This window comes from Rhodococcus sp. NPDC055024 (assembly GCF_053608585.1).
In genome coordinates this window covers 725,355-748,710 of record NZ_JBSGVT010000001.1, presented here as the reverse complement: position 1 = coordinate 748,710, position 23,356 = coordinate 725,355, and the positions used below count along the sequence as shown (strand labels likewise).

18 protein-coding genes are annotated in these 23,356 nt (G+C 61.6%); 7 read left to right on the top strand and 11 right to left on the bottom strand.

What is annotated here, in order from left to right; all coding sequences use genetic code 11:
• Positions 1–2 precede the first annotated feature (2 nt).
• The 5 genes from ACWF6P_RS03400 to ACWF6P_RS03380 all read right to left on the bottom strand — a co-directional run bounded on the left by ACWF6P_RS03400 (position 3) and on the right by ACWF6P_RS03380 (position 7,458).
• On the bottom strand, positions 3–1,079 hold the full coding sequence (locus ACWF6P_RS03400; RefSeq protein ID WP_452619972.1) for a cupin domain-containing protein: 1,077 nt from the start codon (positions 1,077–1,079) through the stop codon (positions 3–5).
• Positions 1,076–2,758 (bottom strand): (2,3-dihydroxybenzoyl)adenylate synthase, encoded by a 1,683-nt coding sequence (locus ACWF6P_RS03395; protein WP_452619971.1) that lies wholly within the window; start codon positions 2,756–2,758, stop codon positions 1,076–1,078. The genes ACWF6P_RS03400 and ACWF6P_RS03395 overlap by 4 nt, the downstream gene beginning before the upstream one ends.
• Positions 2,758–4,866 (bottom strand): acetate--CoA ligase family protein, encoded by a 2,109-nt coding sequence (locus tag ACWF6P_RS03390; protein WP_452619970.1) that lies wholly within the window; start codon positions 4,864–4,866, stop codon positions 2,758–2,760. Before ACWF6P_RS03390 ends, ACWF6P_RS03395 begins: the two co-directional genes overlap by 1 nt.
• Complete coding sequence (locus ACWF6P_RS03385) at positions 4,863–6,539, bottom strand: FAD-dependent monooxygenase (RefSeq protein ID WP_452619969.1); 1,677 nt, start codon at positions 6,537–6,539, stop codon at positions 4,863–4,865. Before ACWF6P_RS03385 ends, ACWF6P_RS03390 begins: the two co-directional genes overlap by 4 nt.
• Positions 6,540–6,630: 91 nt before the next feature.
• The gene (locus ACWF6P_RS03380) at positions 6,631–7,458 is read right to left on the bottom strand and encodes a PaaX family transcriptional regulator (RefSeq protein ID WP_452619968.1); all 828 of its coding nucleotides are present in this window, start codon (positions 7,456–7,458) and stop codon (positions 6,631–6,633) included.
• Between the two features lie 324 nt (positions 7,459–7,782).
• Here ACWF6P_RS03380 and ACWF6P_RS03375 point away from each other — a divergent pair, with 324 nt between their 5' ends.
• From ACWF6P_RS03375 to ACWF6P_RS03360, 4 genes are all read left to right on the top strand, one after another.
• The gene (locus tag ACWF6P_RS03375; protein WP_452619967.1) at positions 7,783–8,199 is read left to right on the top strand and encodes a hypothetical protein; all 417 of its coding nucleotides are present in this window, start codon (positions 7,783–7,785) and stop codon (positions 8,197–8,199) included.
• A 121-nt stretch (positions 8,200–8,320) separates the two neighbouring features.
• Positions 8,321–9,427 (top strand): NAD(P)-dependent alcohol dehydrogenase, encoded by a 1,107-nt coding sequence (locus ACWF6P_RS03370; protein ID WP_452619966.1) that lies wholly within the window; start codon positions 8,321–8,323, stop codon positions 9,425–9,427.
• A gap of 58 nt (positions 9,428–9,485) precedes the next feature.
• On the top strand, positions 9,486–10,931 hold the full coding sequence (locus tag ACWF6P_RS03365; RefSeq protein ID WP_452619965.1) for an aldehyde dehydrogenase family protein: 1,446 nt from the start codon (positions 9,486–9,488) through the stop codon (positions 10,929–10,931).
• A 44-nt stretch (positions 10,932–10,975) separates the two neighbouring features.
• Positions 10,976–11,803: an alpha/beta fold hydrolase gene (locus tag ACWF6P_RS03360; RefSeq protein WP_452619964.1), complete on the top strand. Its 828-nt coding sequence runs from the start codon at positions 10,976–10,978 to the stop codon at positions 11,801–11,803.
• A 253-nt stretch (positions 11,804–12,056) separates the two neighbouring features.
• On the opposite strand, the gene dnaB is transcribed toward ACWF6P_RS03360, so the two are convergent.
• The 5 genes from dnaB to rpsF form a co-directional block, all read right to left on the bottom strand.
• A complete protein-coding gene (gene dnaB / locus ACWF6P_RS03355; RefSeq protein WP_452619963.1) occupies positions 12,057–14,294 on the bottom strand; it encodes a replicative DNA helicase in 2,238 nt (745 codons plus the stop codon).
• Between the two features lie 535 nt (positions 14,295–14,829).
• Complete coding sequence (gene rplI, locus ACWF6P_RS03350; RefSeq protein ID WP_452619962.1) at positions 14,830–15,285, bottom strand: 50S ribosomal protein L9; 456 nt, start codon at positions 15,283–15,285, stop codon at positions 14,830–14,832.
• Between the two features lie 18 nt (positions 15,286–15,303).
• The gene (gene rpsR / locus ACWF6P_RS03345; protein WP_003941245.1) at positions 15,304–15,546 is read right to left on the bottom strand and encodes a 30S ribosomal protein S18; all 243 of its coding nucleotides are present in this window, start codon (positions 15,544–15,546) and stop codon (positions 15,304–15,306) included.
• A gap of 39 nt (positions 15,547–15,585) precedes the next feature.
• Complete coding sequence (locus tag ACWF6P_RS03340; protein WP_003941248.1) at positions 15,586–16,110, bottom strand: single-stranded DNA-binding protein; 525 nt, start codon at positions 16,108–16,110, stop codon at positions 15,586–15,588.
• Between the two features lie 64 nt (positions 16,111–16,174).
• The gene (rpsF, locus tag ACWF6P_RS03335; protein ID WP_003941237.1) at positions 16,175–16,462 is read right to left on the bottom strand and encodes a 30S ribosomal protein S6; all 288 of its coding nucleotides are present in this window, start codon (positions 16,460–16,462) and stop codon (positions 16,175–16,177) included.
• A gap of 210 nt (positions 16,463–16,672) precedes the next feature.
• On the opposite strand from rpsF, the gene ACWF6P_RS03330 reads away from it, so the two are divergent.
• The 3 genes from ACWF6P_RS03330 to ACWF6P_RS03320 are packed head-to-tail and all read left to right on the top strand — an operon-like array spanning position 16,673 to position 19,437.
• The gene (locus ACWF6P_RS03330; protein ID WP_452619961.1) at positions 16,673–18,028 is read left to right on the top strand and encodes a glycosyltransferase family 87 protein; all 1,356 of its coding nucleotides are present in this window, start codon (positions 16,673–16,675) and stop codon (positions 18,026–18,028) included.
• Positions 18,028–18,612, top strand: a complete 585-nt coding sequence (locus ACWF6P_RS03325; RefSeq protein WP_452619960.1) for a GNAT family N-acetyltransferase — start codon at positions 18,028–18,030, stop codon at positions 18,610–18,612. The genes ACWF6P_RS03330 and ACWF6P_RS03325 overlap by 1 nt, the downstream gene beginning before the upstream one ends.
• A gap of 45 nt (positions 18,613–18,657) precedes the next feature.
• A complete protein-coding gene (locus ACWF6P_RS03320; RefSeq protein ID WP_452619959.1) occupies positions 18,658–19,437 on the top strand; it encodes a DUF4190 domain-containing protein in 780 nt (259 codons plus the stop codon).
• Positions 19,438–19,443: 6 nt separating this feature from the next.
• On the opposite strand, the gene ACWF6P_RS03315 is transcribed toward ACWF6P_RS03320, so the two are convergent.
• Positions 19,444–23,286 carry an nSTAND1 domain-containing NTPase gene (locus tag ACWF6P_RS03315; protein WP_452619958.1) on the bottom strand — a complete coding sequence of 1,281 codons (3,843 nt, stop codon included), beginning with the start codon at positions 23,284–23,286 and terminating at the stop codon, positions 19,444–19,446.
• Positions 23,287–23,356 lie beyond the last annotated feature (70 nt).

The window sequence follows — 23,356 nt, the reverse complement described above, 5'->3', positions numbered from 1 at the left end:
GTTCAAGCTCCTTTGGAGACGATGGTGCGGGCAAAGTGCAGCTTCTCGATGATCGGCGCGTCCGAGAATGCAAACAGATCGAACTCGGTGTCCGCTTGGATCGACCATTCGGTCCACGATGGAACGACGACCATGTCACCGGTATCGACCGGCTTGCTCTCGCCGTTCAGCACGAATCGTCCACTGCCCTCGAATACTTGGTAGACAGTGGAGCCGACGTCGCGTCGCGGTCGGGTGTGGGCGCCTTGACGAAGACGGTGGAATTCGGCGCGAACAGTGGGCATCACGTCGCCGCCAGTTGTCGGGTTGGTGTAGCGGACGGCCGCGTGACCAGGTTCGGTCGTGGCCGCGAAACCCTCGTCTTCGAGTTCGAGTTGTGCCCTCAAAGCCGCCTCGGTGTGTTCCCACCGGTATGCCGCAATCGGGGAACTCGACTTGGCATCCAATCCGACGAGCGGGCGAAGACCAGGATGGGCCCACAGGCGCTCCGAGCGCGAAATGTCGGGTGTCGAGTCGTCGGTGACCTTCTCGGAACCGAATTCGAAGAATCCAGTGTCCGTGTAGTGGACGAACGGAATGTCGAGTCCATCGATCCAGGCCATGGGCTGATCGGTCTCGTTGTGATGGCCATGGAAGTTCCACCCAGGAGTCAGCAGGAAGTCGCCTCGTCGCATTGCAACGGGGTCACCGTTCACGACGGTCCACACCCCTGCGCCCTCCACGACGAATCGAAATGCGTTCTGGGCGTGACGATGCTCGGGCGCAACCTCTTTCGGTCCGAGATACTGGATAGCCGCCCACAACGTCGGAGTGATGTACGGGACGCCGGCCAGACCAGGGTTCGCCAGTGCGATTGCGCGACGCTCACCGCCTCTCCCCACCGGCACGAGGTCGCCTGCGCGCTGCGCGAGCGGGTAGAGCGTCGACCACTTCCACACGAAGGGAATTGCTTTGGACCTCGGCGCCGTGGGCATGAGGTCACCCAGCTGAGTCCAGAGCGGCATGAGGTTCTCGGTCTCGAAGTCTCGATAGAGCTGATCGAGTGCCGGATCTACGGGCTGTATATCGGTGTCGGTCATCGGTGTCTCTCCTGATCTGCAGCGAGGCGGGCAAGAATGTCGTCGCGCATCGCCTTCTTGTCGAACTTGCCTACCTTGGTGGTTGGAATGGAATCGACGACGATCAGCTTCTCCGGCAGTTTGTATCGAGCCACGCCTGCTGCGTTCATCACGCGGACCACATCGTCCAGTTCCACCGTTTTCCCAAGCACCACCGAGACGTAGAGGCAAAGTCGTTCACCTAGCTTCGAGTCGGGCATTGCGACCGCGGCCGCCATTTCTATGCCGTCGACCTGGTAGGCGAAATTCTCGACCTCTTCTGCGGATATCTTCTCCCCACCACGGTTGATCATGTCCTTGTCGCGACCGGCAACAATGAGGTTGCCGTCCGGTCGCCGGACCACGATGTCACCACTGCCGTACCAGCCGTCCGGAGTGAATGCGCGTGCATTGTGTTCTGGCGCACGGAAGTACCCGCGCGGCGTGTACGGACCACGGGTCAGTAGCGCACCGGGTGCGCCGTCTTCGACCGGATCTCCGTGTTCGTCGACGACGGCGATCTCGTCGGCTTCACTAACGGGCCGTCCCTGCGTGTTGGTGATGACCTCCAGGTCGTCGTCCAATCGCGTCATGTTGATGAGACCTTCGGCCATACCGAAGACCTGCTGAAGACGAGCACCGAGTACCGGTTCCACCCGCACCGCCAACTCGTCCGGCATACGCGAACCGCCGACCTGCAGAACTTTCAGACTCGACCCCGTCAGCGTGTGATGCTCACGCTGATGCTCTATCCAGGATTGTGCGACTGCGGGAACGACGGTAGCAACGGTCACACCCTCGGCGTCGATCGCAACCAATGCTCGATCGGGTCGGGCAGACGGAAGCATGACCGTCCGACCGCCCGCGAACAACGTTCCCAGAATTCCGGGGCATGCGAGGGGAAAATTGTGGCTGCTCGGCAGCGCGCCCAGGTACACGCTGTCCGAGGTGATCTCGGTGACTGCATTGCAGCGAATGATGTTGTACGCGTAGTCGTCATGCGTACGAACGATGAGCTTGGGGAGACCGGTGGTGCCGCCGGAGAGGAGGAAGCACGCCACGTCGCCGCCCGAGGGCTCGTACTCGTTCTCGGCGAAGACAGGGACTGTCCGCGCGGCTTCGGCAAGGCTGCACTCAGGGGTCGCGGTAGGCCCAACCGAGAGCGCTCCGTGAACCAGAACCACTTTGACCGTCGGAACCTCCGCAGCGACCTCTTGCGCCGTTGTCCGCAGATCGGTGTCCTTGTCGCTGTCGGCCACGACGATCGCGACGGCGCCGGACAGCGCAGCGAGGTGGGTCAATTCGTGCCGCCGGTGCGCGGGCAGTGCCATGACCGGGACGACGCCGATTCGGAAGCATCCCAACGTGAGAGCGACGAACTCCCACGAATTGGAAAGCTGTAGAACGATTCGGTCGGCAGGGGCGATGCCCAGATCGAGCACCTTCTGTGCGAACGCCGCTGAGGTGTTCCACAATTGGCGGTAGGTCAACCTGGTCGATCCGTCGACGAGAGCTTCCGCGTCCGGGGCAGAACGCACTTGCTCGGCTACGTAGGAGCCCAGCGAGCGTCCACTCCAGTAACCCGCTTCGCGGTACTGCCGGGCCACGTCCTCGGGCCACGGCACGACGCCGTCGATGGAGAGAGTTGCCTTCGTACTCATCACCAAACTCCTTCAGTAGCAGAGAGCGACGCTCCGACGACCACGGCGTCGAGCGCGATCAAACCGTCGACTGTCAGACGTAAGGGGTTGACCTCCAGATCACCGATCTCCTCGTGCTCTTTCACATATTCGACGAGAGCTACTGCAGCACGGCCGAACTCGTCCCGGTCCAAACTCGGACCGCCACGCCACCCATGCAGGAGTGCGGTCGTGTGGAGCTCGTCGAGCATCGTCGTTGCTGCAGCCAATGTGACATCACCGCTGCGAATCGCGACGTCACCGATTGCTTCGGCTGTCGTGCCACCAAGACCCGCGACCACAATGGGCCCGAACACCGCATCTCTCCGCACACCGAGAAACAGATCGACACCAGAACCGGCCATGCTCTCCAGCAGGTAAGCCGGCGAGTTGATCGCGTCGAGCGCATCGAGAGCCGTATCGAGCTCCGTCGCGGTTCGAATGGACAGGTGCACGCCACCGATCTCAGTCTTGTGCAGTACCGACGCGTCGAGAATCTTGACAGCGACAGGGTGTTCTAGTTCCGCGAAGGCTCGGTGCGCGTCGGCCCGGTCACGTACGACGCGCCGATCGGGTGTGCGAATCCCCAACGCATCGAGAAGATCTTTGCCTTCCGCTTCGTCGACCGGCAACGTGACCGCCGGGGCAATCGACGTACGCGAGGTCTTCCCGTCGCGGCGACCGTGTCGAACCTTCGCATCGTCGACAAGTGCGCGAACACCGTTGGCAAGAGACGTCGGGCTACCCAGTACAGGCAGGCCGAACTCCGCTGCGGACTGGGTCGCGGAGGACACAGCCTGCCGCGGCCCACCGATTCCGAGGACCACCGGCAGGCTGGTAGGCACGCCGGATTCCCCCACCACCCAAGCCAAATCGATGGCGTCCGGCTCGGCCAACGCGTACACGGCGAGTCCGTCGACCTGGGCGTCGTTGGCCGTGGCGCGCAGTACGGCAGAGAACGTGTCTGCCGGCCTGCCGGTGTCGACCGGGTTAGCCTGATAAGTCAACGGAGGCAGAAGATCCGACAATGCAGCTTGCGTCGACTCAGTGAGTGTCGGTACGCGCACGCCGCCCGCGAGTAGCGCGTCGAGAACCATGAGGCCTGGCCCCGCCTGAGCCGTCACAAGGCCGATGCCAGGCGATGCCGATGCCGGGAGACGGGTTCGGCTCAGCACCGCGAGCGCGTCGACCAGTTGGTTCTCGTCGTCGACCACGACAGCGCCTGCTTCGGTGAGCAACGCTCGCGTGGTGCGCCAGGACGTGGCGAGCGCGCCTGTGTGAGATTCGGAGAACGCCGAGATGTCACTGCGTCCGACCACAATGGCCACAATGGGTTTGACCGCGCTCACGTCGCGAACAGCAGACAGCAAGGCAGGTCCGTCTTCGACCGATTCGACGTACAGGGCTATCGCGGTGATCGACTCGTCGTACTGCAGGTAGCGCAGAACGTCGACATCGGTCACATCGACGCTGTTTCCGAGTCCAACCCCGAGTCCGACGCCGACTCCGCTCTCCGACAGTAGAAACGACAAAGCGTGATTCATACCTCCGCTTGCGGCGACGACGGCGACGGTACCGTTGGAGATGTGCTCGACAGTCGGTACGAAACTGACTGTGGTCTGTTGTGGACGGAAGAAGCCGGACGTGTTCGGTCCCAGCAGACGTATACCGGTCTCGGCGGTGATCGTCGCCAGGCGGTTCTGAAGTGCGACGCCCCGTTCGCCGGCCTCTGCGAATCCACCGGAGCAAATCAGAGCTGCACGAACTCCGCACGCGGCCGCATCAATGAGGGCGGCAGGCGTTGCCGCTGCCGGAATGCACAGAACGGCCAAGTCGATCGGAGCGCCATGCGCTTCGGTGGCCGCTGCGATCGAGGTGTGATAGCCGTCTTCGGCGCCGCGCGGGTTGATTCCGAAGGTCGCGATCGACCCATGGCCTCCGCGTCCGACGGCATCAAACATCACTGAGCCGAGCTTCCCCGGTGACGTCGACACGCCGAACACTGCTATCGACGACGGCCGGAACATAGGGTCGAGCGACCGTGCGCCGTCAGCACATTCCGCGATCGACGTTGCCTGCACTGCGGTCACTTCGAGACCTCCGGTGTCGTGTTCGCGGCGTCGTACACTTGGCTCTTCTCGAAAACGACTGCATCGGCCCGACCGGACAAGACCAGCGTGGCTGCGCAGTCTCGTTCGTCGACTGCGCGTCGCGTTCGCACCGATGTTTCCCTGTCTACGATGATGGCGGGAACATGCCGGCGCAGGCGGACGTACTCGGCGGCGAGTACGCGTGAGAGCTCTGTTCCGTCACGGACGATCACGGCATCTGCGCCCCCGGCGCACAACACGTCGAGTCGCGAAACAGCGTCTGCGTCGAGGCTCGTACGGTCGGAGTCGGAAGCCGAGTACACAGGCAACGCGTCGGACATACCGCTTCCGTCGGTCAGACGTAGCAAATAGGTGTCCACTTGTTCGAGTGTCAACAACCGTGAATCGAGGGCTACGGGACCAAGGTTCAGCGGAGTGTCGAGAGGCTTCGCCCCGTTCTGTTCGTACCAGGACTGTTCCGCGTCTTCGACGAACCGGGGATCACGCAGACGAATCTTCTCCGCGGAAATGGACCGAGTGAAGAAATGGAAACCGAACTGCCACGACTCCAACTCGCGGTAGTACTCGCCGAAATGGTCCCACCAGGCAAGACTCGGTATCGAGGAGTTCTGGACCTTCGCTACCTGCGGCTTGCGAATCTGCTCGAACTCCTCCAGGGCGGTATCGAGGTCGGACGAGTGTTCGGCCACTGTCTGCGCCAGGACGGCTGCGTCCTCCATCGCCATCTTCGTTCCCGATCCGACCGAGAAATGAGCAGTATGCATTGCGTCGCCAAGGAACACGACCGGGGTTCCACGGTCGGTATGGCTGTGCCAATGGTGGGTGCGGCGAGTGCGGAAGTTGGACCAGCGGGAGTTGTTGGCGACCAATGTCGCACCGTCGATCTGGTCCGCGAAGAGCTCTTCGAGGTAACGCTGCGACACCATGTCCGACTCACCGGGCGGTGAAGTCATGTCGAAGCCGTCGAGACCGGCATGGCTCCAGGTGTCTTCGTCGGTCTCGACGATGAATGTGCTCAGGCCGGAACCGATCGGATAGGCATGTACCGCAAAATTGCCGTGTTCGGATTGTTTGTGGAGGAATGTCAGTCCGTCGAACTGGAATGTCGTAGCGAACCAGATGAACTTCACTGCAGCTTCTTCGACGGAGTGTCCGAGATCGTCGGCGAACGACTCACGAGAAGCCGAATTGGTTCCGTCAGCCGCAATGACCAAGTCGTAGTCGCCGGTCGCGTCAAGTGATAGCACCGAGGTGTCAGCCGAATAGTGCAGTGTGGCACCCAACGCGGTTGCGCGATTTCTGAGTGCGCCCAGGAGCACTCGGCGATGGACCGCGGACATACCGTTTCCGCCTGCGGCGGTGATCGTGTCGTGTGCGTGTACCTCAATACTGTCCCAGTGCCGACCGTGCTCGGCCAACGTGTTCCGAAGGATCGGGTCGACGCGATCGATGTTGTCGAGCGTGGCATCGGAGAACACGACGCCGAAACCGAAGACGTCACTTTCCTGGTTTCGTTCGAAGACGTCGACTATCGCAGTGGGGACGTTGTGCGCCAAGGCGATTGCGGCGAAGAGTCCGCCCGGCCCGCCACCGATGCATGCGATGCGCAGTGGCGCAGCGGTGGAATCTTGCTGTCGATCTGGGATAGACATCGATGTCGGCCCCTCGCGTGGAGTGTGGGCCCGAATTTCGGGCCACTGACCTAATCATGTGTCATTGAAGTGATTCAAGTCAATATTTTTGTTACATATTTACGGAACCTGATTCTGTCGATGCCGAATCGCCGGCCACCAGCAGAACGAATTCCTCCGCACTTCCACGCAGCTCGTCGTGACACTCGGTGAAGATCTCGTGCGCGTCCCGCCCTCGCCATCGAGGCGGCAACAGCGAATCCGGCAGATCAGGATCCCGGAACGGATACCGACGGTATTCCTGAATCAGTTTCATACGCTCAACCAGCGCACGCTCCCCGTCCAGACCACGACGGAAGCCGGCCAATCGCGGCTGAAACTCCTCGATGAACCGCTGATACTCGACACCGAGCTCGGCAAGGTCCCAACAATGCTCCGCAATAGAGCGGTCACTGGTCAGTCCGACCGTGTGGCTTCTCAGGAATTGAATCCTCAACTCGTCGTCGCCTCTGAGCATTTCTCGGAGTTGCTTCTCCCTGTCGTGCGGCGAAAACCAACTAGCGCTGCCGTATGCCCCGAAGCCGTACCAGTTCAGCGCGGTTTCGATGCGTTTACGCTGTTCGCGACCAAGCCCACCCTCATCTACAAGAGCCTGCGTCCAGGTGCGATCCCAGTCATCGAAGTGCCTTTCGAAGATTCGTGCACGGCCATCGTCGAGGAGTCGCCAACTCTTCTCGCTGAGCACGTAGGAGACCTCCCGGCCACTCTTCGTCGAGTCGAACCAACCCTCCTTCCGCAGGCGCGCCATCACCACGCGAACCGTTGCCGACTCGATCCCGAAGACAGCCATCAACTCGGTCAAGGCTCCCAACTTGGCCGACCCACCCATGTATCGGAAGTACTCGCCATACAGATCAAACACCAGAGCACGTGGTCGCATCGGTGCCTCCTTCGCAAATATCAGCCGTCCATCGACTTTTAAATGTGTCATTTATATTGACTTCTTGATACATTGTGACACATAGTGACTGTGTTCACGCACTGAACCGACTCTCACCTGGGATGGCGACTGCACACCAGCGACTTCGGCACCAGTCTCTCAAAACTCATCATCGGAGGAATCGGGTGAATTCCCAGGCCGCGTCGCGTCTCTACGCATCGTGCGCTCGCCGCGCCAGTTCGGCCGTCGTAGCACGCTGCTTCGTGATCATCGTCTCCGACGGCTACGACCTGGTCGCCTACCAACGGTCCACGCAAGCTACCGTTGCCGCTAGTCTTGATCTCCCCCTTCTCTGGACTGTTGCTCGTGTACGGCGCCGACACATGGCTTCCCAACATCATGCGGCATGCCGCGTACTCCCTCGGCAGTTCTCTCGGCCTCCTTCTCGTGCTGAACGTAGGCGCCGTCGCCGGGGCGCTGATCGCCTCGAGAATTGCAGATCGATTCGGAAGCAAACCGGTCACAGTGACGTCGTTCCTCCTCGCCGTGCTTGCCATCCTTACCCTGGGCTTCGGCCTTCCGCTCTACGGTGCGATGACCGTCGTCGTAATGGCCGGCCTCGGTCGCGTCGGGCGATCTTCGGACCCATCCTGGACGGCTGGATCGCATCCTCGGCACTCGATGTCGAATGGAACTTTTACGCGTTTGCAGCCTTCGCCGGAATCGGTTGCTTTGCAGTAGCTCTCGTCGGGAATAAACGCCCCGCCTCCGACGCGCAGGACAAGCCGCGGGTCGCCACACCGACACCCACACAGCCGTCGACCACACCCCGCGTCGTCGCCGAATCGAAAGAAGTTCACCCGTGACCACCACAGTTACTGCCGCCGTTGCCCGCGCCACCGGCGAACCACTGACCGTCGAATGTCTCGAACTCGACGACCTACGCCCTAACGAAGTCCGCGTACGAATCGTCGCGTCGGGTGTATGCCACACCGATGCGATCGTCCGCGACGGCGTCTATCCCACCCCGCTGCCTGCCGTACTCGGCCACGAGGGCGCGGGTGTCGTCGAAGGGATCGGTTCTGACATCACCACCGTCGACGTCGGCGATCATGTTGTTCTTTCAGCTGCCTACTGCGGGAAGTGCGTGCAGTGCCGATCAGGCCGAGTCGCTTACTGCGAGAACCTATTTGCGGAAGACTTCGGAGGTGCGCGGCGCGACGGGTCCACCTCACTCTCCGATGACGACGGACCTATTTCTTCTCACTTCTTCGGACAGTCTTCGTTCTCGTCCTATGCAAACGTGGTCGAGACCAGCGTGATCAAGGTCGACAAGAAGGCTCCGTTGGAGATCATCGCTTCCCTGGGTTGCGGTCTGCAGACTGGTGCCGGAGCGGTTCTCAACGACCTTCGTCCCTCACCGGGAACTTCCATCGCCGTGTTCGGAACCGGCGCTGTCGGTTCCGCCGCGATCATGGCGGCACAGATTGCCGGATGTAGCACGGTCGTGGCGATCGATCTCCACGATTCGCGACTCGAATTGGCCAAGACCATCGGGGCCACCCACACGATCAACAGTAGGACGACCGACGTGGCTATCGAACTCGAGAAGATCACCGGCGGTGAAGGACTGGACTTCGCACTCGACACCACCGCCGTTCCAGCAGTCCTCCAGCAGGCCGCCGCCTCGCTGGGCATCGGCGGCACCGTGGCCCTTGTCGGCGCGGCAGCACCAGGGACGGACGTGACATTCGAGATCGGCGCTTCACTCGTGAAGGGCTGGACGTTCAAAACGATCATTCAAGGAAGCTCGGTCCCACAGCAGTTCATACCTCGCCTTGTTCTCCTTTGGGAGCAGGGACGATTCCCCATCGACAAACTCATCAAGAACTACAAACTCGACGACATCAACACCGCGTTCGCGGATTCCGAGAACGGATCGACCATCAAACCTATCGTCGTTTTCTGAATCCTCCTCCCACAGCTACACACTCGCCCAACAGCGCCACAACAAGGAGAAAAAGCCAATGACAACAACGAACGAAGTCTTGTCGGTAGGCCACCTCATCGGCCACGAGCTCACCGTTGCAGACAACTACGACAACCTCTTCGATCCAGGCCGTTTGGATGACGTCGTTGCACGAGTCGCCGTCGGTACCCCCGCAGATGTCAATCGAGCAGTGGAAGTGGCACACGAGGCGTTCAAGTCGTGGAAGAACGTCGCACCCTCCGAACGGTCCCGCCTGCTCCTCGAGATCGCAGACGTCCTCGCGGCTTCCGCGGAAGATCTCGCCCCCTTGCTCGTTCGCGAGCATGGCGGAATGCTCTGGGAGGCCCAGACCGACTTCGGACTCGGCACCGGAGCTCTCCAGCACACCGCGAGCCTCGTCGAGAGCTTTTTCGAGCCCGTTCAGTACGACGACCCCGAGAGCTTCATCAGCGTCGAACGCATTCCCCGCGGAGTCGTAGGCGCGATCGTTCCGTGGAACATGCCGGTCATTCTGACAATGATAAAACTGGCTCCCGCGCTGGCAACCGGCAACACGATCGTCATCAAACCGTCCCCCTTTGCGCCTGCCGCGCTCACTCTCGCACTCCATCGTATGGCTCAGAAGCTGCCGGCCGGAGTGATCAACGTCGTGCACGGCAACTCCGATGTCGGACAGGCGCTGACCTCACACCCGCTCGTCCGCAAGATCGGATTCACCGGAGGAACGGCCACTGCACGCCAGGTGATGGCGGCCGCGGCAGGAACAATCAAGAATCTGACCCTCGAACTCGGCGGCAACGATCCGGCCATCATCCTCGACGACGTCGATATCGACGCCGCGCTCGATCGAATACTCAAGGGTGTTTTCACTCGATCAGGGCAGATCTGCTTCGCGGTCAAGCGCATTTACGTCCCGCGTACCCTATACGGAGCGTTCGCCGACGCCTTCACCGAGCGTGTCGATCAGTACGCGGTAGGACACGGTCTGGACGAGAACGCCAGTTTCGGTCCGCTCAACAACAAGACCCAATTCGATTCGGTAAACGCGCTCATCGAGAACACCAAGAACTCATCGGCAAAAATCGTGCAGCTCGGACGTAAGCTCGATTCTGCTACCGACGGTTACTACGTGCTACCGCATGTGGTTCGCGACGTCGAACACTCCGCACCAATCAGCAGCAGCGAACAGTTCGGACCCGTGATCCCACTGATCGCGTACGACGACGAAAACCAGGTCATCGATTGGGCCAACGACTCCGAGTACGGACTCGGATCCTCGGTGTGGACCACCGATCACAATCGAGGGGTTGCCATTGCGCGGCGCATCGAGGCAGGCAGCACGTTCGTCAACACCCACGCATTCGAATCACTCGATCTCAGAATGCCTTTCGGCGGCGTGAAGCAAAGCGGTATCGGTCGCGAATTCGGCGGAGCCGGGATGCGTGAATACGTCGACGAGCATTCGATTCGCCTCCTCAAGTGACACAGTCCACACATCGACCACCAACACACCAGAAGGAAATGAACATGGCCCAAACCGATTCAGCGGCAACCGATGTCAGGACAGATACCGTGACATCCCCGGACGGAACCTCGCTGGGGATCCACCGGTTGGGATCCGGCTCGCCAGTCGTGATCGTCCACGGCAGCGTCTCAACGGCGGAATCATGGCTACCGGTGGCATCGATTCTTGCATCGACTCATTCCGTGTTCGTGCTCGATCGACGCGGGCGCGGGCTGAGCGGCGACACGGAACACTACTCGCTGGCCACGGAGGCGTCGGATATCGCGACGGTTCTCGCCAGAGTTGCCGAAGAGACCGGCGTTGAGCCGGCTCTCGTCGGTCACTCGTACGGAGCGATCTGCGCCCTCGAAGCAGTACGCCGCGGAGCGCAGGTCGCCTCCCTCGTTTTGTACGAACCCCCGCTTCCAGTGGACGGTCCGGTCGCCGGGGAACATCTCGAACCGTACGCAGCGGCGATCGCTGCCTCCGACAACGACGCGGCGATGCGCATCGCGATGGAGCATTTCATTCGAGCTCCCAGCGCGGAAACAGAAATGATTGCGGCGACTCCTCTCTGGGACGAATTCCTCGCGCTCGCACCGACCTGGACTCGCGAACTAGCCGAGATCGACAGGTGTGTCTCGGTAGTACCCGAGTACGGCTCGCTTGCGGCCAGAACGCTGCTCTTGGTGGGTGAACAGAGTCCGGCGCGCCTTGTTGGAGCGTCTGCACACCTCGAAACTGCACTCCCTGATGTCGAGAAAGTGGTACTCGAGGGGCAAAGCCACTTCGCGAATCTCGCTGACCCAGGCTCAGTCGCACTAGCGGTCCACAAGTTCATGGTGCGGTAGCGAAACCGATACTCCGATACCTCAGAACCCGCTCACACCGGTTCTGGGGTATCGGAATCGAATCGACCGAACAAAGCCGTTCCGTCGCGTGACCACCCCGGCCGCGATTCCCCATCACCCGTTTGGCATGCTCGGCGACGACCGTCCGGGAAAGACTCCGGACATCCCCGGGCAGAACAATATCGGTCGCCTCCACCAGATCGCAGCTACCCCTTCAGGAGTCGAGAGAGGCCTCAGCCTGCTTTTGTAGCCACTACCCCCGGGCCATGTCGACAAACTTGGACAGGTGAAGCTGGTGCGCCACAGTGATTGTCGCGGTCGGACCATTACGGTGCTTACCCAGAATCAGGTCGGCTTCACCGCCACGGGGATCGTCTCGCTCGGTCGCGTCGGGGCGGTACAGCAGAATCACCATGTCGGCGTCCTGCTCGAGGGAACCGGACTCACGAAGGTCGGCGACCTGAGGACGCTTGTCGGTTCGCTGCTCAGGACCACGGTTGAGCTGACAGATCGCGACGACCGGAACTTCGAGCTCCTTCGCCAAAAGCTTTAGGCTACGGGAGAATTCGGAAACTTCCTGCTGACGGGACTCGACCTTTTTACCCGAGCTCATAAGCTGGAGGTAGTCGATCACGATCAGGCGAATATCGTGTTTCTGCTTGAGTCGCCGCGCTTTTGCGCGAATTTCCATCATCGTGAGGTTGGGGGAGTCGTCGATGAATAGCGGCGCCTCACTGATCTCACTCATGCGACGCGCGAGCTTGGTCCAGTCGTCGTCGGTCATCTTTCCGGAGCGCATGTCACCGAGCTTGATCTTTGCCTCCGCCGACAGCAGACGCATGACGATCTCGGTTTTGCTCATTTCCAGGGAGAACATGACGCTGGCCATGCCGTGGGTGATGGAGCAGGAACGCAGGAAATCCATTCCAAGAGTGGAGTTATGCGTCGGGACCATCGAATGACCGGCCAGGTACATGTGATCGGCGTTGTCGACCTCGACGCAGCGAACCGGCACACTCGCAATTGGCCGAACGTCGACAATGTAGCGTGATCCGCGACCTTCGGCACGCAATTCCTTGTGGAACAACATCTTCCGAGAAACGCGGAACACATCGGTGTCTGCCACAAGCGACAGAACTGATTCGCCTGCAATTGTTACCCCGAAACCGAGACCAACAACCAACTTCGCGATATCGCCTGACAGACCTTGATGTGCAAGTACCAATGCAATCGAACCGTCGTCGCCGACAACACCCGCAACATCGAGGATGCCTGCCAGCAGGTCGCGTCGCTGCCCCATGGAGCCACGGAGGTACTCGGCCGGAATGCGCTTGTCTTCCAAGGAAACCTGAGCGGAACCCTCGCCCTCGAGAAACATGGCAATCTCGGGGTCAACCGAATCGAGAGCACCATCGGTGCCCAACCACGCACCGAGTGTGTAAGCGGGAGTCACGAGTTCCTGGGCCGCAAAATCCAAGGCAGCAGTGTTGGCAACTCGATGCCCGGAATCCAGATCGGAGTAAATATCGGCGGTAGTGCGGACCGAAACGCTGGAGGTCTCCGTCAGCCACTGATGCTGCTCATCCGCGACCAGAACCGTGCCGTCAGAGAACTCGACCTCGTAGCAAGGGCGGTCGACCATCACATCGGTAGCGGCAACAACCCGCGTCGGCTTGCCGTGGTTGTCGATCAACAGATCGCCGACGGCAACGTCACCCATCGTGGTCCAGCCACTGGGTGTTGCGAGGGGAGTGTCGAGGGCAAGTGCCTTGCCCACGCCGGGACGGGCCGCGACGATAATCATCTGACCAGCGTGAAGACCGTTGGTGATCTCGTCGAGATCCTTGAATCCGGTGGGCACACCGAGGGAGATTCCGCCTCGGCTGGCGATGGAGTCGATCTCGTCCATCGTGGGCTGAAGGAGCTCGGTGAGGGGTACGAAGTCTTCGGTGGTGCGGCGCTCGGTGACCTCGAAGATCTCGGCCTGCGCGCGGTCGACAACCTCGGCCACATCCTGGCCCTCGGTGCCGGCGTAGCCGTACTGGACGATGCGCGTACCGGCGTCGACCAGACGACGCAGCACGGACTTCTCAGCCACGATCTCGGCATAGAAGGCGGCGTTGGCTGCAGTGGGCACTGTCTGGGTCAGGGTCACCAGATAGGCAGCACCTCCGATACGGCGCAGCTCACCTCGACGGTCGAGCTCGGCGGAAACTGTCACCGGGTCGGCGGGCTCACCACGGCTGTAGAGGTCCAGGATCACGTCGTAGACGGACTGGTGGGCGGGCCGGTAGAAGTCACCCGGACGCAGTACCTCGAGGACGTCCGCGATGGCGTCCTTGCTCAGCAGCATGCCGCCGAGCACCGACTGCTCGGCAGTCATGTCCTGAGGTGGCTGGCGTCCGAACTCCTGGTCGGGCTCAGCCTCGGGAGGGCCCGGGTAGTCCGGCCCTGAGAAGTCGGAAGGTCCTCGATCATCTACAACAGCCACAAGCGAGACCTTCCCGTAAAACACTCGACGACACTGCCAGAAACCGCAGCGCCCTCATCATTTGTACCTGCCCCCACCGACATCCCCTAGCCGCTGACGGCCGGTCTGTAGATAGACGCCGAGATGACGTTAGGGACTAGTAGGTCCGCATACAAACCGGACTGTGGATAAACCTGTGGATGCTTTGTGGAAACTCCCGCCCCACGATGTGCACCGCCTGTGGAGCATTTGGGGACTACTTTGCGCAATTACTACAAAAGGCCAGGTAGACGGCTATCCACAATTTCACAGGCCTGTTGATGAAAATAGTTCTTCCACAGTCGGCGCGTCGGCGTGTCGGGCGTGTTGCCTCGCCCGATTCGTCACCGATCACCGAAGTCGAACATCACAGTGTGAGAGTTATCCCCAGGTCCGATTCGGGACCCTGACGCGCGGTCGCACAACCTCGAAACAAAACATCGGGCCCCGCACACCGAAGTGTGCGGGGCCCGACGAGACGAACAGTCGACAATGCGCCGACGAGACGAACAGTCGACTATGCGCCGACGACGTTCAGGTTGAACTTGGCAACCACATCGGGGTGCAGGTTCACGACCACGGCGTGCTTGCCCGTGTTCTTGATGTGAGCCTTCGGCAACACGATGGAGCGCTTGTCGACAACCGGTCCACCGGCAGCCTTGATCGCAGCAGCGACGTCAGCGACGGTAACCGAACCGAAGAGCTTGCCCGAGCCACCGGCGGTCTTGACCGTCAGCTTTACGGACTCGAGGCCCTCGATAGCTGCCTTGAGCTCCTTGGCGTGATCCAGGCCGCGCACAGCGCGCGCTTCCTGTGCACGACGGATGCCCTCGACCTGCTTCTCGGCGCCACGGGTGGCGACGATTGCCAGTCCGCGGGGGAGCAGGTAGTTACGGCCGTAGCCGTCCTTGACCTCCACGGTGTCGCCAGGCGCACCGAGGTTGTCCACGTCAGCGGTGAGGATGAGCTTCATGTTCTTTCCTCCCTTTCCTTAGCGAGCCACGGTGGCGTAAGGCAGCAGTGCTACCTCACGTGAGTTCTTGACGGCAATGGCAACGTCGCGCTGGTGCTGGACGCAATTGCCGGTGACACGGCGAGCACGGATCTTTCCGCGATCGCTGACGTACTTACGCAGCAACGTCGTGTCCTTGTAGTTGATCTGCGTGTTCTTCTCTTTACAGAAGGTGCAGACCTTCTTCTTCATAACCTTGTCGCGCAAGGGCGGCTTCGGCATGTCTTTGCTCTTTTCTGGATGTTCCTGATCAGGTACGGATCAGAAGGGCGGTTCGTCGCTGCCCGCACCACCGAAGGAGCCCGAAGCCTGAGGCGCACTGCCCCAAGGATCGTCTCCACCCGAAGGTGCAGCGCTCGGACGTCCGCCACCCGATCCGCCGGAGGAACCGCCGAAGTTGCCGCCTCCACCGCCGCCGCCACGGTTGGCCTTGTTGACCTTTGCCGTGGCGTACTTCAGTGAAGGACCGATTTCATCGACTTCGAGCTCGACGACAGTTCGCTTTTCGCCCTCGCGAGTTTCGTACGAACGCTGCTTGAGCCGGCCGCTCACGATTACTCGTGAGCCACGGGTCAAGCTCTCCGCGACGTTCTCGGCTGCTTCGCGCCAGATGTTGCAACGCATGAACAGTGCATCGCCGTCTTTCCATTCATTGGAATTACGGTCGAAGGTGCGGGGCGTGGAAGCAACCGTGAAGTTTGCAACCGCGGCACCCGCCGGGGTGAAACGAAGTTCAGGATCAGCCGTCAGGTTTCCGATGACGGTGATGATGGTGTCGCCAGCCATGTGGTTCCTCCTGCATTGATGTAAGACCGTTGGGCGCGAGAGTAGAGCTCGCTACCGACAGTAATTACTTGTTGTGGCGCAGAACCTTCGTGCGCAGAACCGACTCGTTCAGACCGAGCTGACGATCGAGCTCAGCGACGGTGGCGGGAGTGGCGTTGATGTCGATCACCGCGTAGATACCTTCAGCATGCTTCAGGATCTCGTAGGCGAGACGACGCTTACCCCAGACATCGACCTTGTCGATCGTGCCGCCGTGCTGGCGCACAACATTGAGGAACGTATCCAGTGAAGGAGCGACAGTGCGCTCGTCCAGGCTGGGGTCAAGGATGACCATCAATTCGTAATGACGCATAAGACCTCATCACCTCCTGTGGACTAAGTGAAAACGGCCACGGACTATCCGTGGCAGGAGGGTCGTTGCGTCAGCAACCCTCGTAGGTTACACGAGGGGCCTTGACCAGGGAAATCGTCCCGGCCCTCCGGGAAGATCACCAGGTCGATACGCGACGCGTGGTGCAGACACGTCGCCCCGCGAGCCACTCCGCCCCCTAGGGTGAGAATCATGCGAACAGACCGCAAGACCCCGGCGTCGATCCTGGCGTTGGTCGTCGGATTGTGCGGCCTGACGCTGGCACTGGGCTATTTCAACAAGGCCAGATGCGGCGGCGCACCGTTCGCTCCCGACGGCCGAAGCCTGAACTTCGACGTCAACAAGAACATCGACGTCTGCTACTCCGACATTCAGTTGCTCTGGCTCGGACGAGGTATCGATCAGCATCTGTTCCCCTTCGTCACCGGAGGGATAACGCCCGAAGGATTCCTGACCGGCGGAACCGTCGAATATCCGGTACTCAGCGGAATTCTGATGTGGCTGGGCGGTATCGGCTCACACACCGACACGGACTTCCTTCTGCACTCGGCACTGATCCTGGCTCCTTTCGGACTGCTCACCGCGTGGATGCTCGGCAAGATGAGCGGCGCGTACGCGCTGGTGTGGTCGGCAACACCGCCGCTGGTCCTGTACGCATTCCACAACTGGGAGCTCCCGGTAGTAGCCACCAGCGTCGGCGCGATCTTCCTGATGACGTTCGAGCGGATCCCGCTGCGAACCCGTGCGATTCTGGCAGCCGTCATCCTGGCGATCGGCTTCTGCTTGAAGCTGTACCCGGGAATGTTCGTGCTGCCGCTCATGGCCTACGTGCTCCTACGCGGCAACGAAAGCAAGCGTTACGACGTTCGTGGAGCGCTGATGACGGCGGGTGCGGCGATCGCCACCGTCGTCCTCGTCAACCTGCCGTTCGCCCTCATCTCGTACGAAGGCTGGCGCGCGTCGTTCAGCTTCCAGGAGAAGCGAAGCGCCGACATCACCACCAACTCGCTGTGGTTCTGGGGGTTGCGACCGTTCTACGGTTTCGGAGTTCGCGAACTCAACGCCGATTACGACGCACTGGTGAGCATCCTGTCCCCAGTAATGATCCTGGCGTCGTTCGCGCTCGCGATGTATCTGGGTTGGCGACGCTACGTCCGCGAAGGCTACTTTCCGTGGATTGCCGTCAGTGCCGCGATGCTGTGCGGATTCGTGTTGCTGCACAAGGTCAATTCACCGCAGTACACGCTGTGGATCCTGCCGTTCCTCGTTCTGTTCAAGATCCGGTGGTTCTGGATCGTCGCCTATCTGATCGTCGATGCGGCGTTGGGCATCGGCGTCTTCCGGTACTTCTACCAACTGGACATGAATCTCGATCCGAGCAAGTACGAGGCCGTCGTCCAGGCGAGCGTCTGGGGCCACGTCATCCTGCTCGCCGTGTTCTTCTTCCTGTTCCTGCGAGTCCCACTGCGCTATCCACTTGCCGGCGGGACCGATCAGATTGCCAACTCCGACAACAACCTTCCGACTCACTCACGGGAGCACGCCTGATGACTGCATCGTGGTTCGAATCACCGACGTTGACCGGTGATCGAGTACGACTCGAACCCCTGAGCGTCGCGCACACCGACGCACTGCTCGCGGCCGCCGACGACCCGGCGATCTTTCGCTGGACCGCGGCGCCGATCACCGAACGGGAACAGGCACAGAAGTACATCGCTGCAGCAACCGACGACCCGAATCGGATCGCCTTCGCGCAGGTGAACATCGCGACGAACGCCGTGGTCGGCACCACGTCCATGTACCAGATCGACCCGGTAAACCGCAGTCTTGCAATCGGATACACGTGGTTGTCGCGATCGGTTCAGGGAACCGGGATCAATCCCGAATCGAAACTGCTCCTGCTTCGCCATGCCTTCGACCAGCTCGAAGCCGTACGCGTCGAATGGCACACGGACGAGTTCAACGAACAGTCCAGGGCAGCGATCGCAAAGCTCGGCGCTCAGTTCGAGGGCCTGCTGCGCAAGCACCGACGCCGCCTCGACGGCAGTTGGCGCACAACGGCGCTGTTCGCGATGACCGACGACGACTGGCCGACCATCGCACCTCAGCTCGAGACACGTACCCGAAACTAGCGATCACCTGCACTCTTCGGCCGAGTCCATGCCAAGATTCACCTCATGAGCGATCAGGGTGGGTACGGGTACCAGGGCAATCAGAATTGGCAACCGGCTCCGTACGGGCAGCCTGATCCGTACGGCAGGCGGCCCACGAACACGCTCGCGGTACTCGCTCTTGTCTTCGCTTTCCTCATCGCGCCGTTGGGGATCGTCTTCGGGCACATCGCACGCGGCCAGATCAAACGGACCGGCGAAGAAGGCGACGGACTCGCTCTTGCCGGCCTGATCATCGGATACATCTTCACCGCACTGGGCATCCTGGCAGTGGTGGTGTGGATCGCGTTCTTCGGGTTGCTCGCCGCCGCTTTCGGCAACGCCGCGAACGAGGCGAGTTCGCGGAGTTTCACCTACACGACGCCGTACTCGTACTCCACGACCACGACTCGGGCGCCGAGTGCACCCACCACAGCGCCGAGAACGACGACGCCCCCACGCGCCACGACCTCTGTCGGTTCAGCGCCTACCGTCTCCGGCACCGACCGTCAGGGCTTCATCTCCGGCGGTCCCAGTTGCAACTCCACCAATCCTGCCGTCGCCATTGCCGTCACGACCGGATCACGAATCGTCATCTGCGAAACCGGAGTCGGCCGTTACTACTACAAGGGTCAGCGGCTGAGCGACGGCGCCACAATCGAACTCGACGATCCGACCCCCACCGGCAACGGATTCACCGTCACCAACAAGGACGTCACATACAAGCTCACCTCCGGCGGACTGGTGATCACCGGCAGCGGAGGCGAGCTGGGTAGGGAAGCCGCCATCGAGTTCTGGATGAACTGACCCACGTCAGCCGGCACACGGATCTTGGTAGGGAACACCGGGCAGGTAACGCTCCCATTCGGCTTCCGTGATGGGAGAACCTGCGGTGCGGCACAATCGATCAACGACGCTGTCGGGGTCGATTCCCCACAAGCGAACGGTCTTGTCCGACCCACTGCCCGCGATTATGTCACTCTCACCGGCGAACTGAGCGTCGTTGACGCGACCCGGGTAGGCGGACAGCGTCGCAAACCGTGTTGGCCGTGAAGGCGTTTCGATGTCCCACAGCCACACGGTTCCGTCTCCGACACCGGCAGCGAGCCGATCACCGGCACGGTTGAACGAGATCGAATAGATTGCGCCCTCTGGGCCGAGAAGACGGGCGAGTTCCTCGGGTGCCGACGGTGTGCGTACGTCCCAGACGGCGACACCGTGATCCGCGCTTCCGGCGGCCAACAGAGTTCCGTCGGCACTGAAAGACACTGCTAGTGCGTAACTTTGGAACCCGCCCACCGTTGCCGCCACCCTGGGCGACGCTGGGTTCGACACGTCCCACAGATCAACGTCATTCTTGGCGTTCGCGATCGCCAGTATGTCGGCACCCGGTTGAAATGCCATCATCTGCGGGTAAGAGCCGACATCGGTCAACGACAACAGTTTCGGGGCCGACGGATCGGAGGCATCGACCAAGGCCACACTGTTGTCGTCCTGCGAGGACACTGCCAGCAGATCTCCGCCCGGATTCAGGGCGACAACCGCCACGATGCCCTTCACGTACACAGCGGGTTCGCTGTAGATCCGTGGCGACGCCGGATCACTCAGGTCCCAGAGATAGGCACCGCCGCCGCCGGTGCCGCTCACAGCCAGGTTCCCGTCTGCCGACACCGCCGACGCACCACTGAAAGAGTCGGCCCCTTGCGGTTTCAACTCGGGCATCATCGCGGGGCGATCGAGATCCTCGGTGTTCCACGCCAACATCGCGCCACCCCTGGCGCCGACGCCGGCCACCAGACGCGAGCCGTCCGCGGCAAAGGGACTGGTGAAGATCGTGTCCCGAGCTCCCGCCCAGACCGGACCCGGTAGAGCCCACACGCGAGTCACACCGTTGAGTCCCCCGGTGACCAGGTTGCGGCCGTCGTCGCTGAAGTCGACGGTGGTCACCGCCCCACTGTCCGGAAGTGTTTCGATCAACGCCCCGGTTCGGGGGTCCCATACGCGCACGGAGTTGTCGGAACTCCCTGCAGCAAGGCGTGTTCCATCTTTGCCGTAGTTGAGTTCGTTGACGTAACTGGAGAATCCCGTCAGTGCCGTCAGTGGAGCAGGGCGTGCCGGATCGCTCATGTCCCACCGAACCACCTCTCTGCCAGTGGTTCCCGCCGCAAGCTCACGTCCGTCCGGGCTGAAGGCAACGCCGAGGTAGTGGACGGTAGTGCCGTTGGGCTCGGTCGCGAAGATCGGCGCCGATTCCTCACTCCACTTCGCGACGTCCCACACACGCAATGTCGATTGACGCCCACCCGCCACGAGGAAACGTCCGTCGGGACTGAAGGTCGCGGTGACGATCCCGTCAGCCGGGTGCGGAAGAGCAGGCAAGGCAACGGCGTTCGCGGAGGCGTCGATGTTCCATCGAAGAACGTCGGGCGTCGAGGTACCGGCGACCAATTTGGTTCCGTCGGGACTGAACTCCATATCCTGCACTACGCGTTCACCGTCGACGGGAAGTGTTCCACGAACCGGATTCTTCGGATCCGACACGTCCCACAGTGCAGCGCCGCCGGCACCACCAGTGGCAAGCAGCCGGCCGTCCGGACTGTAGGCGACGGCAAAGAGAGCCGTGCCCTCCGAGACTCCGAGGAACTCCGCCTGCGGGACGGCTGATGCCACACCGTTCACCATCGGATACATTCTGACCTTTCCATCCGAACCACCAACCGCCACAACAGTTCCGGCTGGGTTGATCCGGGCCTTCATCGCGCCGGGTGGTCCGATGATGCGGGTAGCCGAATGAACGCCGGACGCATCCAGCAATGCCGAGCGGGCTTCGGTCGTCTCGTTGACCGCAAATGCCGCCAGAGCAAGCTGCGACGCCAGCGACGGATCCCGCTCACGCATCCTGATCGACTCGGTGGCCACCTGACGCGACATCGCCTCGTCGCGCGCGGTATCTGCTTGGACACGTTGACGATTCGCGCCGATACCGGCGACGGTGGCGACCACCGCCAACACGAGAGCGATCACCGACGCAGCTGCCAACGCGGTCACGAGTCGTCTCAGCACGCGTGTGCGTCGGCGATCGGCAAATTCCTGCTGATCACGATGCTCGATGCTCGCGGCGAGGTACTCGCGCTCGGTGGCGTTGAGGTCGGCGGAGCGGGTCTGGCTCGGTTCCAGCGGGAGCCCGAGTTCGCCCGAACGCAGCCATTCTTCCGTCAGGTGAAGACGGGCGGGTCCGAGCAGTGCGCCGGGGTCGCGTCCACTGTCCTCCCACACCTGCGCCGCGTACGTGAACCGACGATGCACCGCCAGACCGGCACGGTCCGAGTCGATCCAATCGCGGAGCCGACTCCACGCGGACAGCAACACCTCGTGCGAAACCTCGACGGTCTCCTCGTCGACGGTGAGAAGGCGGCGTAAGGCGAACCGGTCGATGACGGTGTTCACGTCGTCGACGTCGTCACCGAGGAAGAGTTCGGTGCGCGGTGCGCGCCGACGCGTCTGCGTCACTTCGTCGACGTTGACCAAGCGCAGGAAGATCCTGCGCGCCAACTGTTGCTGCCGCTCCGTCAGTTCGCCGTACACTTCCTCGGCGCTCTGCTGGACAGCTCCGGCGATCCCGTCGGTGGCGTAATAGTCCGAGACGGTCAGCGTCTTACGCGTCGACCGTTGCCAGGTCCCCAGCAGTGCGTGCGACAACAATGGCAAAGCGCCGGGGTCGCTGGCCGTGCGCGAGCCGCGTGGTGTCAGCTCGGAGACCAGAACCTGAACCAACTCGCTCTGCACGGTCATCCCGGCCTTGACCGCCGGCTCGACGATCACTTCGCGCAACTGCTCTTCGGTCAGCGGCCCGACCACCATCGGCGAGTCGTCGAGCAGTGGCACCAAAAGCGGTTCCTTCGCCGCGAGCCCGTAGAAGTCGGCACGCATGCCGATGACGACAATGGTGTTCTCACCGAGTTCCGCGAGAGTCTGCAGTATTTCCTCGCGACGATCACCGTCGCACTGCGTCCACAGTTCCTCGAACTGATCGAGGATCAAGACCGTTGGTTCGTCTGAAATCGACGACGGGATTCCTCCCGTACCCGGCTGCCTGATTTCCACCCGCCAGCCGTCGAACCGTGGATCGTCTCCAGCGATCTTGGGGGCGAGCCCGGCCCGCAGCAACGACGACTTACCCGAGCCGGAAGCACCGATCACCATGAACTGACGGCGGCCGTCACCCTGTATCGCCGCCGCCACCCGTTCCGCCAAGTTGGCAGTGAGTTCGTCTCGACCGAAGAACCACTCGGCGTCCTCCTGCCGGAACGACTCGAGACCTCGATACGGAACGGTGGCGTCGCCGCGTCGTCTAGCCGTCAACTGTCTCACTCGTTGCACCGCACTGATCCAGCGCTGCCGCTCATCCTCGGAATCGACGCCGCAGGCATCGAGGAGCGCAAAAAACATCGGGGTACTCGCCGGCGTCGGCAGGTGTTGGCCGGCAAACCATCCGCTGACAGTTCCGTGCAAACCTCCCGACCGCTCGACGGCTTCGCGAACCGTCATTCCGGCTGCATTCCGCAGCGCGGTGAGCGCCTCAGCAAACTGCCCACGCGACTCGATTTGGGCGGGATCGACCTGATTGTGCGTACCGGCTTCCGCCTTCGAGTTCATAGCGAGGCACTCTATCGGAGCAGGTAGGGGATTTGTCCGTTGTATGGACTCTGTATCGAGAGAGTTGCGC